Source organism: Pseudomonas sp. KH_040 (assembly GCF_057839305.1).
This window is the reverse complement of the sequence record NZ_CM174487.1, coordinates 2,019,313-2,033,029: the sequence shown is the minus strand read 5'-3', so window position 1 is coordinate 2,033,029 and position 13,717 is coordinate 2,019,313. Positions and strand designations below refer to the sequence as shown.

Annotated in this window: 11 protein-coding genes; 10 read left to right on the top strand and 1 reads right to left on the bottom strand. The window is 56.9% G+C overall.

Annotation, left to right across the window (positions count from 1 at the left end):
- The first annotated feature begins 177 nt into the window (after window positions 1-177).
- From AC3IUF_RS09150 to AC3IUF_RS09130, 5 genes are all read left to right on the top strand, one after another.
- Window positions 178-381, top strand: coding sequence for a hypothetical protein (locus tag AC3IUF_RS09150; RefSeq protein ID WP_489280901.1), 204 nt, complete (start codon window positions 178-180; stop codon window positions 379-381).
- Between the two features lie 230 nt (window positions 382-611).
- Window positions 612-2,462, top strand: a complete 1,851-nt coding sequence (locus tag AC3IUF_RS09145) for a hypothetical protein (protein WP_489280900.1) — start codon at window positions 612-614, stop codon at window positions 2,460-2,462.
- A gap of 191 nt (window positions 2,463-2,653) precedes the next feature.
- Window positions 2,654-4,363: a hypothetical protein gene (locus AC3IUF_RS09140; RefSeq protein WP_489280899.1), complete on the top strand. Its 1,710-nt coding sequence runs from the start codon at window positions 2,654-2,656 to the stop codon at window positions 4,361-4,363.
- Window positions 4,364-4,454: 91 nt separating this feature from the next.
- Window positions 4,455-6,287 carry a hypothetical protein gene (locus tag AC3IUF_RS09135; protein WP_489280898.1) on the top strand — a complete coding sequence of 611 codons (1,833 nt, stop codon included), beginning with the start codon at window positions 4,455-4,457 and terminating at the stop codon, window positions 6,285-6,287.
- A gap of 49 nt (window positions 6,288-6,336) precedes the next feature.
- Complete coding sequence (locus AC3IUF_RS09130) at window positions 6,337-8,217, top strand: hypothetical protein (RefSeq protein ID WP_489280897.1); 1,881 nt, start codon at window positions 6,337-6,339, stop codon at window positions 8,215-8,217.
- Between the two features lie 172 nt (window positions 8,218-8,389).
- Here AC3IUF_RS09130 and uraH read toward each other — a convergent pair whose 3' ends face one another.
- The gene (gene uraH, locus AC3IUF_RS09125; protein ID WP_007913983.1) at window positions 8,390-8,743 is read right to left on the bottom strand and encodes a hydroxyisourate hydrolase; all 354 of its coding nucleotides are present in this window, start codon (window positions 8,741-8,743) and stop codon (window positions 8,390-8,392) included.
- A 431-nt stretch (window positions 8,744-9,174) separates the two neighbouring features.
- Between uraH and puuE the strand changes: the two genes are divergently transcribed.
- From puuE to AC3IUF_RS09100, 5 genes are all read left to right on the top strand, one after another.
- A complete protein-coding gene (gene puuE / locus AC3IUF_RS09120; protein WP_007913981.1) occupies window positions 9,175-10,101 on the top strand; it encodes an allantoinase PuuE in 927 nt (308 codons plus the stop codon).
- On the top strand, window positions 10,098-10,613 hold the full coding sequence (gene uraD, locus AC3IUF_RS09115) for a 2-oxo-4-hydroxy-4-carboxy-5-ureidoimidazoline decarboxylase (RefSeq protein WP_007913979.1): 516 nt from the start codon (window positions 10,098-10,100) through the stop codon (window positions 10,611-10,613). Before puuE ends, uraD begins: the two co-directional genes overlap by 4 nt.
- Before the next feature lie 88 nt (window positions 10,614-10,701).
- Window positions 10,702-11,697 (top strand): allantoicase, encoded by a 996-nt coding sequence (alc, locus tag AC3IUF_RS09110; RefSeq protein ID WP_007913974.1) that lies wholly within the window; start codon window positions 10,702-10,704, stop codon window positions 11,695-11,697.
- A gap of 141 nt (window positions 11,698-11,838) precedes the next feature.
- Window positions 11,839-12,342: an ureidoglycolate lyase gene (locus AC3IUF_RS09105; RefSeq protein WP_007913973.1), complete on the top strand. Its 504-nt coding sequence runs from the start codon at window positions 11,839-11,841 to the stop codon at window positions 12,340-12,342.
- Between the two features lie 51 nt (window positions 12,343-12,393).
- On the top strand, window positions 12,394-13,707 hold the full coding sequence (locus tag AC3IUF_RS09100; RefSeq protein WP_007913971.1) for a urate hydroxylase PuuD: 1,314 nt from the start codon (window positions 12,394-12,396) through the stop codon (window positions 13,705-13,707).
- Window positions 13,708-13,717: the final 10 nt, after the last annotated feature.

The window sequence follows — 13,717 nt, the reverse complement described above, 5'->3', positions numbered from 1 at the left end:
GACGTCAGCGCCTGAATAAACCGGCCCTCGGGCCGGTTTATTGTTTTCAGGCTGCGTTTTCCAGCAGCACCCGCCGCGCGCAATACACAGCAACAACCCGTTGATATACAGCGTTCAAAAATCGATCGTATTATCACGCCTCGCCTGACAAAAACCTGCCAGAACAAGGAAGTTCAGATGGCCACCACCGTACGCAAAGCGTCATTGGCAACAGCAAAAATTACTGACGCCGTCGTCATCACAGATATGCGCTTTGAAAGCGATGAGCACAATGCTTCGACCATTGATCGCAAACACAGCACTGATGAAACAACGAGCAAAAAAACCAAAAGCAAAGTAGATAAGTTGAAGCTCGCCGACTCAGTGTTCGATCCGCTGTAACCATCAAGATCTCACCCTCTTCACGCCGCCGCCCTTGATGCATAGGCCTGCAACTTTGCACGCCGTACATCAGGCAAACCCGAAAACACGCGCGCGCACCGAAGTGTAAGTCATCGAACCTCTCCATCGTTTTCCCAACCTGGATTTTCCGGGATGCAGACGAGTGCACCTGAAAAATGCGGCGAGGCACTTTCGTGCGTTACGCATCATCCCTCAATGAGTAATTTCACATGGCGAAACCACCCAAGAAAGTTCCGGTGACAGCACCAGCCGATACAACTGTTACAACAAGACCTGCGCAGTCAGGCTCGGGTACCCGCGTCACCCCAACCTTGCCCGACACCCCATTGTCTGGCGTCGATTCAACCAGCGGGGCACACGCCAGTGGCACCTCCACCCATCGACCGCCCGCCGTCATCGTCAACGAAATACCCGACACTTACAGGACCGCCCGCAGTGCAATTGCCTGGCCTCAGGACCGATTGCACGAACTGACGCCGATTGGAGAAAATACCGGCTTGTTCACCGGACCGGATCAGCGGACCTACGCACAAATCGGCAGCGAAGGCCGGTTCGTCGTCGAACGGGATTTGCAGGGCAATTATTACGTTCCTCTGACATTTGCGCCCGGTGTTCCCGGGCCAGTACTGACCAGGACAGAAGGCCAGTCCAGTTGGCTTATCCAGCGCCCTGGCTGGCAATCGACAGCGTCTCGGACCGAAACACCTGTCACCCCGCCCCCCCTCTCCTACCTTGCGCCCGAAGACGCAAATACGCTGACCCGTGCAGAGCTTTCAGCGCATGCACTGCGTTACAACAAGCTCAACCATACCTTCGTCGATACGGCAGAAGGCACGGTCATGGTCCGTAAAAACCAACAAGGTGAGTATCAACTGGCCTCGCCGACGAGCAGGGAATCTCCCGATATTTTTTTTGAACAGATTCCCGGAACAGTACTCTGGCGCCGCAAGAGCCGGAACTCACCCACCAAAGAAAACCCTGTTGCCGGCACGTCTCGACCGATTGCCGAACCGGACGAAGCGCAACCAGGCCCAAGCAAACGACCACGGCTCGACGCACCTGTAGATCCAGTTCTGCCAATGCGCCTTGACGCGAGCGCCCCGACCGAGCAAACACCGCTTTTCTGGCTACCGTGGGGCCATCTGAACAAACCACCGCTGGTGGAGTCCGTGCAACTCGGCTGGTTTCATTATCCGATTGTGCCTGTCGGCTCCAACCGCACACCCAAAGTCTACTTTGTCCAACATCCAGACTTTACGCCTGCAGGCTTCGAGGCGTTCGACCAAATGCTCTATACAGCGCCCTTGTTGCAGCCCGTTGCAACGTTTCGCCTAGGTAACGATCCGGGAGAAATAAACCCCGGTAAACGTTTTTTTAATGAACCGATATCGCGGTCGGTTGCCAAGGCATTTCCCGACTTTTCTGATGCCACTGCACATGCCGTCGCCAAGAGATTGTTTGAACTCGCGGACAACTCACCTGTGATTACCGGCACCGGACTGATCAATATTCAGGCCGTCTTGCATCAGTGGAAGCAACGGCCGTTTCCCACGACACCAGCGTACGCCGACCCGCTAAACATGCTGAAGGTGGCACCCTCCATTGATCGCGACGGAAAAAAAATCATCCGGATGCCCTCCCAGGTCGACGGCGAGCTGCAACGGCTCAATTTCGATCCAACACGTTTTCCCGTCGAATGGAATCACTACAAAACCTATCCGACAGATCTGAACCTCAGGCGTCTGATTGGCGCCTTGCTGGTACGCAGCGGCTACGACGTCTTTCCTCTGACTTATGAGCATCGCATGCCCACTCTGGTTTTCCGGCGCAACTCCCATGACCAGATCTATTTCCTGAAACTGGGCGCAGTGGAACATGTCGGCTTTTCCCACACCCCAGGCAATGAGCTGGCAGACCCGAGCTTGCCGGCCAGGATTGGCACCGACGCGTTGCAAGCCCTGACAACCGCCACGGCACAGAACAAAGTGGTGTGGCTGATCGGTGGCGTATTGAGGGTGCAGTCGAATCCCGAAACCGTGTTCATTTTCAGAGAGCGGTAAAGGCCGATGCGAAACTCTCGTCGGCAGCGCGTCGATGAGAGTTTTTTACACATCCGACGGATTGCGCAACATCCTGCGGCAAATGCTGGCAGGACATTACATATGTACCGCACATCCGGATGATCTTTTCCCGACCATGGCTCCCCACCCCGATGCAAACGACTGGATAAACAATCCAAAGGAGTCATTCAATGGCCAAGCCACCGAAGAAAATTCCGCGTACGCTTTCGCCCGACGCGTCCGCAACCCCCGTCGAACTGTCAGGCAATCCTCTCGGAGCTACGGCCGGGGAAATCATTCATCCTGGCCCAGGCGGCGACAATGTGCCTGGCGCAGCCGGCGCGTCTTCAACTGCCTTACCGGCAGTAACGTCACCCCAAACGGTCACTATCCACCCCTTGGCGGACGTGACTTCCCCGCGCCCCACAATCACCGTCCACCACTTCCCTGAGAGCTCAGGTTCATCACGTGCCGCCGATTGGGTATCCCTGCACTTCAGCGAAAGCCAGCAGGCAGCCGCCGCAAGCACCGCCACCAGCGCGAGTGTGCAACATCCGGTGTTCATCCATGCCGAATCGGCAAGCCAACTAAAACTTCAGGAAGGCACCGCAGAAGGTTTTCGCTACGACAAGTACAAGAAAGCGTATGTCGAAATGCACGACGGCATGGTCATGGTCGGCAAAACCGCGGATGGCTGGCGTCAGACACACGCCGGGGAAGCGTCTCCGACAGGTAAATGGGTTGAACAGATTCCGGGGACAAAACAGTGGCGTGAAATCGACGAGCCGCGACACCGCCTTCAAGCCGCAACCGACCCAGTGTCCACCGAAACGACCGACGCTCTACCCGGTCCGAGCAATCGCCCATACCCGGTCCAGGAAAGCGACGTCGCATCGACGACAGGCGTGCTGATCGAACGTCTGTCAGCCCAGCGGCCGGCTGCACTGGATCTGTCGGTAGCACAGTGGAAAAACTGGGGAAAAACCACCAAACCGGAAACAGGCGAGTCGATAGAAATAGAAAAATTGCACTATCCGCTGGTCAGGCAGGTTCTACGCGCCGACACCGATCTGGTTTATCTGCAACACCCGAGGTTTAAACCTCAAGGTTTCGACGAATTCGAAAACATGCTGCGCAATGACCCTTCGATACAGCCGAAATGGGCGCTGAAACGCAATGGCCAGTGGAAGGTTCTGGACAACCACGCGCCGTTCGAAATGTCGGCAACGCAATATGTATCCAGCGCCCTGAACTCTCTGTCCGAACGCTCGGCAAATAACCTCGCCAGAGCTGTATTTGAGCGTGTGTCCACGCCTCAAGGGATTGATGCCGGTGGACTTTCAGCATTGACGCTGACGCTCCGCCACTGGACCGACAGAGTCAACAACACCTCGCCCCACCCCAGTTTTTCAGACCCCTTGATGCTACTGCCCATTTTGCCCGCCCGGCACAATGACCAATACGCCGGAGGGCTGCTCGCTTTGCCGGCGCCTGTTTCGAGCCGTTTGCAGCGTCTGGACTTCGACGTCCAGCAACTGGATTCGACGTCGAGTGTTTCAAGCACGCGCGACGTATTCGGAAGAATTCTTGGCCTCAGCGGTTACAGCATCAACCCGAACAGACACCCGCATCCAAGTGGCGAAGACGTCATGATTTTTCACCGAGAAGGCGTCGCTGCTGTTTTCGTATTGAAGTTGACCCCTGTTACGCAGACGCCTGTACCTCGTTACTCCGTTGTCGGCTCCGAAATTGCCAGCCCGCAGTTCCAGAGAAGACTCAGCGAAGCGGACAGACAGGCGCTGGCCGAACATCTCAAAAGTTACAAAGTGATTTATCTGGTGGGCGGCAAACAACAGATTTCCCCCGATAACTCGACCCTGTTCATTGTTAGAGAAGGGTGAATACACAACCCGGCATCTCCGCAACTTGTCCGCAGATTTTTGTGGACAAGCCTCAATAAAACCTCTTGTTCCATACACCGAGTTCAAATCAATGGTCAAACCACCGAAGCGCGTGGCCGGGGTCACTGCGCCCGATGCTCGCCCAAATATGGCAAACACATCTCCCCGACTACCGGCAACCACAACACTCCCCGCAGCGCTGCCGGACGCCTCGGCGCAGCCCCCGTCAGTGCAGGTCAACGACATGCCTGCATCCTACTCAGCGCAAGTTGCCTCAGCACTGCAAGCAATCACCTGGCCTGCCGATCAAGCCCATCTGCTACAACGGCTGGATCACGACAGCGGTCTGTTCACCAGTCCGGATGGCAAGTTATATGCCCGTGTCGAGAATGAAGGCCATCTGCTGGTCGAGATGCAGCACGATGGCCGCTATCAGATTCCCTTCAATTTCTCCCCGCGTCTGCCTGGCCCCTTCTTGATCAGAACAGAACGCCAGCCCGTCTGGACGTTCGAACGGCCGGGTTGGCTGGCGCACAACTCGGAAAGTGACCGGCGAAATGCAGCCGCCGAGAGTCTTGCTGCGGAACAGCCAACCTACCTGGCACCCGATGCAGCGGCCCTGCTCTCCCCCTCCCGGCAGACGCCAGACGGAATCCGCTACGACAAGCACCGCAAAACCTACATCGATACGGCCGAAGGAACCGTCATGGTGCGAAAAAACGCCAACGGTGAGTATCAGCAAAGCTCTGCGACCGTGCGCGATGCCTCCGCATTATTGTTCGAACAGATTCCCGGGACGCGACTGTGGCGCCGCAAAACCGGTTCTGAACCGGAGCGTTCGCTACAGGAAAAACGCAAAGCCTCAACCGATACGCCGGAGCCCATGGCCGTCCCGGGCAAGCGTCTGCATCAGGAAGAAGGTACAGATGCCAGCGAAGCGCTGACCGATAGCTTGCTGTCCGCCAATCCCGAGGCGATCAACTTGAGTTTCGGGTTATGGCGAAACTGGGGACAGAGTGTCCGTCCACAGGTGGGCCATCATATCGAGATAGACGGGCAGTATTACCGGGTGATGCAACAGGACATGAGTGCCAACCCGCGACTGGTCTATCTGCAACATCCGTTGTTCTCACCCGTCTTGTACGACACCTTCGAATACATGCTGCGGGAAAACCCGTCGTTGCAGCCCAAGTGGGCGGTTAAACAGAACAACCAATGGACAGTGCTGGACAGTGTCGTGCCTTTTGAGATGCCGCTCACTCAATACATTTCCAGAACCTTCAAATACCTGTCGGATCAATCGGTCAACTCACTCGCCCGAGCCATGTTCAATCAGGCAAACCGATCTGAAATCATCATTGCCCCCGGTTTGGCGCTCATGAATCAAGTGTTTCGTTACTGGGCCAACAGGGATCAGCACACAGCGCCGCGTCGAGAACTGGCTGACCCGTTACTGATGTTACGGCCTCTTTACGGACCGGAAGAAACCCTGGCGATTCCCTCCTCACTGGGTGAAGGCTTGATGCGACTGGATTTTGACCCCGGACGCTTCTCCCGGCATTGGAACGAGTACGCCACGGCGCCAACCGGGCCGAATTTGCGCAAGCTGTTCAGTCAGCTTCTGGAGGATAACGGGTACGTGCTGAACCACTCGACAAACACGCTTGCCGAGAACGAATTGCTCTTTTACCGGGAGAAAATCGACCACGTATTTGTGCTGAAACTGCCTCCTCTTATTAACGGGAGGTTGCAGCGATTTCAGCCTGAGCGTTTCGAGCGCAGTGAGGTCGTGGTGCAAACATCCAGCAGCGAACCAAAGCCTCTGTCGGCTTACAGCAAAGATAAAAAGATCAGCTATCTGCTGGGTGGAACACAGACAGATGTTCTGGGGCAAACAACGCTGTTCATTTTCAAAGACCAGTGATTGAGCAGAACAGAGAGGAATGCACCATGAATCGCTCAGAGAAAGTTGAATGACCAGACCCACAAAGACCACCATTCGCCCTGCGTTGCCCGATACCTCGACGACCAACAGGTCTAACGCTGGCAATGGCAGCGGAACGAATCCTGGCGGCTCCAACATTTTTGCGCCAGGTACGAATCGACTGCCGGGGCCATCCATTTCCGCTCCATCTGGCAGCGAAGTAACTGATTACCCACATGTCGTGGTGAGTCACATCACGGACCCGGTGATCACCGAAGCCAATGCCAGACTGGCCGAGATATCCCTGCCGGTTTTACAAACCCATCTGCTACAACCGCACGAAACCATCGACGGGTTATTCGTGGCCCCGGGCGGTCAGACTTACGCGCACCTGGAAGACGGCCGTCATTACCGGGTTGAACGCAACACAACCGGGGACTATCAGATTCCCTGGCCAGCAGCGCCGGGCGTGACACCACCGATCCTGAAAAAAATCGACGGTTTGCCACTGTGGCGAGTCGAGGCCCAGTGGTACACGGCTCAATCCAGACAGAGGAAGCGATCGGCGCAACGGATTAACGAACCGTCACACGCGATTCCTTTCGTCGACCCGCACCTGGCGGCGCTTCTTCCTGCAGCGCAAGGTTCCCCGGACGGCATCCGCAAAGGACCGCGCGGGAGAACCTATATCGATATCGCCGACGGCACCATCCTGGTTCGCAGGAATGAACAAGGCGAATACAAACTGGCGTCTGCAACAACGACCAATGTGCCGGATATCACGTTCGAGCAGATCCCTGGGCAATTCGTCTGGCGCCGCAAGTTGCAGGCCTTCGCAAATACGCAGCAGGATCCGCAGCCAGGCAGTTCTCGCCACCTCACTCAGCCAGAAAAGCCCGGCCCCAGCCCAAGCAAGCGCCCTCGACTGTCAGAAGACAGTGATCCTCTCGATCCCTTCGTACTCATGGGCATCAGTGAACTATGGAAAGCCTGGGGAACAACGAAACCGCCAGCCGGCGACTCCGTGGAAATCGGCGGCAAGCACTTTGCGCTGCTTGACCAGGCGACCCACGCCGTTGACGGTTTTGCCTTCATCAAGCCTCCTCAGTTCTCTGCTTATCGTTTCGATGCTTTTGAACAATTACTGCTGACCAATCCTGAGTTACAACCCCGGGGGGTGGTGAAGTCGGCGGACAGGACGGCGCAAGGCAGTGAAGCATGGAAAATTGCAGGGAGTCGGCCATTTGAAAAAAGCCTCACTCAATATGTCAGCGATCAGTTCCCCTTCCTTTCTGATCACTCCGCAAGCGAAACCGCACGGGAGATGTTCAATCGGGCCAGTCACTCCAATAAACTGAGCGGGTCCGGGATCAGTGCATTGGTCGAGACTTTCAAGTACTGGGAAAATCGTTCTAAGTTCGTGGGCGATAACCGAGTCGTTCGTCAAGACTTGAGCGACCCGCTAATGCTTCTCTCGCCGCTTGCAGCCGACGTAAATGACTACACGCGTATGCCGCTCCCTTCCGCTGAAGGTCTGCACAGAATCGACTTCAATCCGAAGCTGTTATCCGGTTCACAACATCAAAGAGGTCGGCGAACAACGCGGACACTGTTCAAAGATCTTCTCAGCGCACACGGCTACTACATTGCCCATGATTTCGGCGCCAACCAGGGGAACGCCTTATTGATCAAGCGAACGGGTGTTGAGCATATCTTCATCATGTTCATGGACAGGATTCAGAACAAAACTGTTTTTCTCCCAGATCCAATTGCCTGGCTCAAAAAAAGAGTCTTTGTCGACAACATGGACGCCCATATCAACAACGACCTGATGGAACACTTGCACACGAACAGGATCATTTTTTTGCTGGGCACCAACGAGCCTCTCCCCACTCACGAATACAACCTTGTCGTCAGCCGACACAGCTGAATAACCTTATCGTTAATGCTTACCCGAACGCGAAGCCGCGCGCTCCAGAGTTCTCCGGGGCGCGCGGCCATGCACAAAATACAGGCATAAAAAAAGCCCGCAGTGTGAGCGGGCGAAAGACCAAAGAAGCTATATGCGCAGTCGCTTCCCGGTGGGGGCAGCTGCTTGGGGGTCAGCTGCCCCGGTACGTGGAATAGCTGTACGGCGAAATCAGCAATGGCACATGGTAGTGATCCTGTTCGGCAGAGATGCCGAAGCGCAGCACAACCACGTCGAGGAATGCCGGTTCCGGCAACTGAACGCCACGGGCGCGGTAGTAATCGCCCGCATGGAACTGAACCTGATAAACGCCGGTACGATAATCATCGCCTTGCAGCAGCGGTGCATCGACCCGGCCATCGCTGTTGGTGACGGCACTGGCGACCAATTCCAGGTGCGATCCTTCAACGCGGTACAGCTCGACCTTGATCGAACTGCCCGGGCAACCGTGTGCAGCGTCCAAAACGTGTGTAGTCAAACGTCCCATTGATTCTGCGCGCCTGCCTGCATGGAGCAGTCAGACCTCGCGCCTCCCGAAGTCAGATAAAAAGGAGACCGCACCGATTCGGAGCACGAAAAGCTGCGGCGAGCGATTGATTAAGACACTTTTCAAAAAAATTGTACACAATAAAAACGACATTTTTCACATCACCCCCGCCATTCGGGGGTTTCCTCGCGTTCTGCCAGCAACACGCCAATTCATTGCACCTCCTATCCATTAGCTGACTGGTCAGGCAGGTTTCTTGCAGGCTCACGCCAATAGCAGGAAAAGATGACAGTCGGTGAAAAATGCGAAAATTCAGGCTTACAAATTGCGAATAAAGTTGTATACAATCAGCCCATCGCTGTGACGCCAGCCTGTTAATTCACCGCCAGGCCGCCACACCAATCTGTCAACGAATAAGAAGGAAGACTGCAGTGAGCGCTGACTACCCACGCGACCTGATCGGTTACGGCAGTAACCCTCCTCACCCACACTGGCCGGGCAATGCCCGCATCGCCCTGTCCTTCGTACTCAATTACGAAGAAGGCGGCGAGCGCAACATTTTGCATGGCGATAAAGAGTCCGAAGCCTTCCTCTCCGAAATGGTTGCCGCTCAGCCGCTGCAAGGCGCGCGCAACATGAGCATGGAATCGCTTTACGAGTATGGCAGCCGTGCCGGCGTCTGGCGGATCCTGAAACTGTTCAAGGAATTCGATATTCCGCTGACCATTTTCGCGGTGGCCATGGCCGCTCAGCGCCACCCGGATGTGATCCGTGCGATGGTCGATGCCGGCCACGAGATTTGCAGCCACGGCTACCGCTGGATCGACTACCAGTACATGGACGAAGCGCAGGAACGCGAGCACATGCTCGAAGCGATCCGCGTCCTCACCGAAATCACCGGCGAGCGCCCACTGGGTTGGTACACCGGCCGCACCGGCCCGAACACTCGTCGCCTGGTCATGGAAGAAGGTGGTTTCCTCTACGACTGCGACACCTACGACGACGACCTGCCCTACTGGGAACCGAACAACCCGACCGGCAAACCGCATCTGGTGATCCCGTACACCCTCGACACCAACGACATGCGCTTCACCCAAGTGCAGGGTTTCAACAAGGGTGACGACTTCTTCGAATACCTCAAAGACGCGTTCGACGTGCTCTATGCCGAAGGCGCTGAAGCACCGAAGATGCTCTCGATCGGTCTGCACTGCCGCCTGATCGGCCGTCCGGGTCGCCTCGCGTCGCTCAAACGCTTTATCGAATACGCCAAAAGTCATGAACAGGTGTGGTTCAGCCGTCGCGTCGACATCGCGCGTCACTGGCACGAAACCCACCCGTACCAAGGGGCCGCCAAATGAGCCGCTTTCAAACCCTGCAACCGTCGAGCCTGAGCCGCGACGCCTTCGTCAAAGCTTTTGCCGACATCTACGAACATTCGCCATGGGTGGCCGAGAAGGCCTACGACCTGGGCGCAGATGCCTCGATCGACGAGATCGAAACCCTGCACCAGCGCATGAGCGACATCCTGTTGAGCGCCGATCACGCCAGCCAGCTTGCGCTGATCAACGCTCACCCGGACCTGGCCGGCAAAGCTGCCGTCCAGGGCCAACTGACCGAAGCCAGCACCAATGAACAGGCTGGCGCCGGTATTCACCAATGCACGGCCGAAGAGTTCCAGCGCTTCACCGAGCTGAACGACGCCTACAAAGCCAAGTTCAAGTTTCCCTTCATCATGGCGGTAAAAGGCAGCAACCGGCATCAGATCCTCGCGGCGTTCGAAACGCGTATTCACAATTCGGTCGACACCGAGTTCAAATGCGCGCTGGCGGAGATCAACAAGATCGCCCTGTTCCGTTTACTGACTCTTTAGCGAAGCCTGACCCGAGTGCATCAGACGCGGAGAGCACCCAGGGTCTTGCAAGCATCCCCAGCCACTTTTTTAAAGGCAGACAAGAAGAATGAAAGCTTACGCCGTACCTTTCGAAAAATTCGTCAACCTGGCCGATGCCCGTCTGGGCACCAAAATCATCTCGGTCACCGATGACTGGTTCGCAGACGCCAATCGTCTGTTCCAACCGACCCCGGCCGTATGGAAGGAGGGCGTGTTCGATGACAACGGCAAGTGGATGGACGGCTGGGAATCGCGCCGCAAGCGCTTCGAAGGCTTCGACAGCGCCGTGATCCGTCTGGGCGTACCGGGCTCGATCAAAGGCGTGGACATCGACACTTCATTCTTCACCGGCAACTTCCCGCCATCGGCCTCTCTGGAAGCGTGCTTCCTGGCGTCGGGCGAGCCTGATGAAAACACCCAGTGGACTGAAGTGCTGTCGGCCGTCGAGCTGCAGGGCAACAGCCACCACTACCACGAAATCAGCAACGACCAAGCGTTCAGCCACCTGCGCTTCAACATCTACCCGGACGGCGGTGTCGCCCGTCTGCGCGTGTACGGCATTCCGTTCCGCGACTGGTCAGCGGTTGGCGACAACGAGCAAGTCGATCTGGCAGCAGCCCTCAATGGTGGCCGCGCCCTCGCCTGCTCCGACGAACACTTCGGCCGCATGAGCAACATCCTCAACCCGGGCCGTGGCATCAACATGGGCGACGGCTGGGAAACTGCACGTCGTCGCACGCCGGGCAATGACTGGGTGATCGTCGCGCTGGGTCACCCGGGCGAGATCGAGAAGATCGTCGTCGACACCCTGCACTTCAAAGGCAACTACCCAGACACTTGCTCGATCCAGGGCGCGTTCGTCAAGGGCGGTACTGACAGCCAGATCGAAACCCAATCGCTGTTCTGGCGTGAACTGCTGCCAAGCCAGAAGCTGGAGATGCACGCCGAACACACCTTCGTCGAGCAGATCAAGGCACTGGGCCCGATCACTCACATCCGCCTGAACGTGTTCCCGGATGGTGGTGTGAGCCGCCTGCGCGTTCTCGGCAAGGTCGCTAAATAACAACGCAATGATCGTTCCCACGCTTTGCGTGGGAATGCATCACTGGACGCTCTGCGTCCACTCTGGATGTGACGCGGAGCGTCACGGGCTGCATTCCCACGCGGAGCGTGGGAACGATCACTCAACGAAAAGAAGAACAGCATGCGCACACTACAGATTGAACCGCTGACCAAAGAAGCCTTCGCCCCTTTCGGTGACGTCATCGAAACCGACGGCAGCGATCACTTCATGATCAACAACGGTTCGACCATGCGCTTCCATAAACTGGCGACGGTCGAAACCGCTCAGCCTGAGGACAACGCGATCATCAGCATTTTCCGCGCCGACGCGCAGGACATGCCGCTGACCGTTTGCATGCTGGAACGCCATCCGCTGGGCAGCCAGGCTTTCATTCCGCTGCTCGGCAACCCCTTTCTGATCGTGGTCGCGCCACTTGGCGATGAACCTGTATCAGGCTTGGTCCGCGCCTTCGTCACCAACGGCAGGCAGGGCATTAATTACCATCGCGGCGTTTGGCACCATCCGGTGCTGACGATCGAAAAGCGGGATGACTTCCTGGTGGTTGATCGCAGTGGCACAGGCAATAACTGCGATGAGCATTTTTTCAAAGAGGATGAGCGTTTGATCCTCGCCCCCCACCAATAAGAGAAGGTCTGATCACTCGACAACAAGAGTGACAGGCGAGAGGTAAAGACTGTGGAAGCACATCTGTTGGAATGGCTGAACCTGAGCGTGCGCTGGGTTCACATGATTACTGGCGTGGCCTGGATCGGCGCGTCGTTCTACTTCGTCTGGCTGGAGAACAACCTCAACCGCGTCAACCCGAAAACCGGTCTGGCCGGTGACCTGTGGGCGATCCACGGTGGCGGTATCTATCACCTGGAAAAATACAAACTGGCCCCGCCGGCGATGCCGGAAAACCTGCACTGGTTCAAATGGGAAGCCTACTTCACCTGGATGTCGGGTATCGCGCTGCTGTGCGTGGTGTTCTACTCCAATCCAACGCTCTACCTGCTGGCTCCGGGCAGCACCCTGAGCGGCCCTGAAGGCGTGGCCATCGGTATCGGCTCGCTGTTTATCGGCTGGTTCATCTACTCCTTCCTGTGCGACTCGGCCCTGGGCAAACGCCCTGCTCTGCTCGGTTTCATTCTGTTCGTGCTGATCATCGGCGCGGCGTATGGCTTCAGCAAAGTGTTCAGCGGTCGTGGTGCGTATCTGCATGTCGGCGCGATCATCGGCACCATCATGGTCGGTAACGTGTTCCGCATCATCATGCCGGCGCAACGCGCACTGGTCGCAGCTATTGCCGAAAACCGCACGCCGGATCCGGCGCTGCCAGCCAAAGGCTTGCTGCGTTCGCGTCACAACAACTACTTCACCCTGCCGGTGCTGTTCATCATGATCAGCAACCACTTCCCGAGCACCTACGGCAGCCAGTACAACTGGTTGATCCTGGCCGGGATCGCGGTGTTGGCGGTGTTGGTGCGTCACTACTTCAACACCCGTCATGACAGCCACAAGTTTGCCTGGACCCTGCCAGTGGCAGCGGTGGGCATGATCAGTCTGGCGTACGTCACCGGCCCAATGCCGATGTCGACCGCGCCGGAAGTGGCCAAGGCGCCAGCGAAAATCGAGTACCAACCGCTGCCGGAAACGGCATTGGGCGGTGGCTTGAAACCGGCTGAAGCGGCGGCACCTGCTGCTCCGGCAGCTCCTGCCGCAGCACCGGCGCAAGCCTCCAACGCAGGTCCGGCCTTTGACAAAGTGCACAACGTGATTCAAGAACGTTGCGCGGTTTGCCACTCGGCCAAACCAACCAGTCCGTTGTTCAGCGCAGCTCCGGCGGGTGTGATGCTCGACACCCCTGAGCAGATCCGTCAGAACGCGGCACGCATCCAGGCGCAAGCCATCACCACGCAGATCATGCCACTGGGCAACATCACGCAGATGACCCAGCAGGAACGTGACCTGATCGGTGCATGGATCGCCCAGGGAGCACAGACCAACTAAGCAGTAAAAG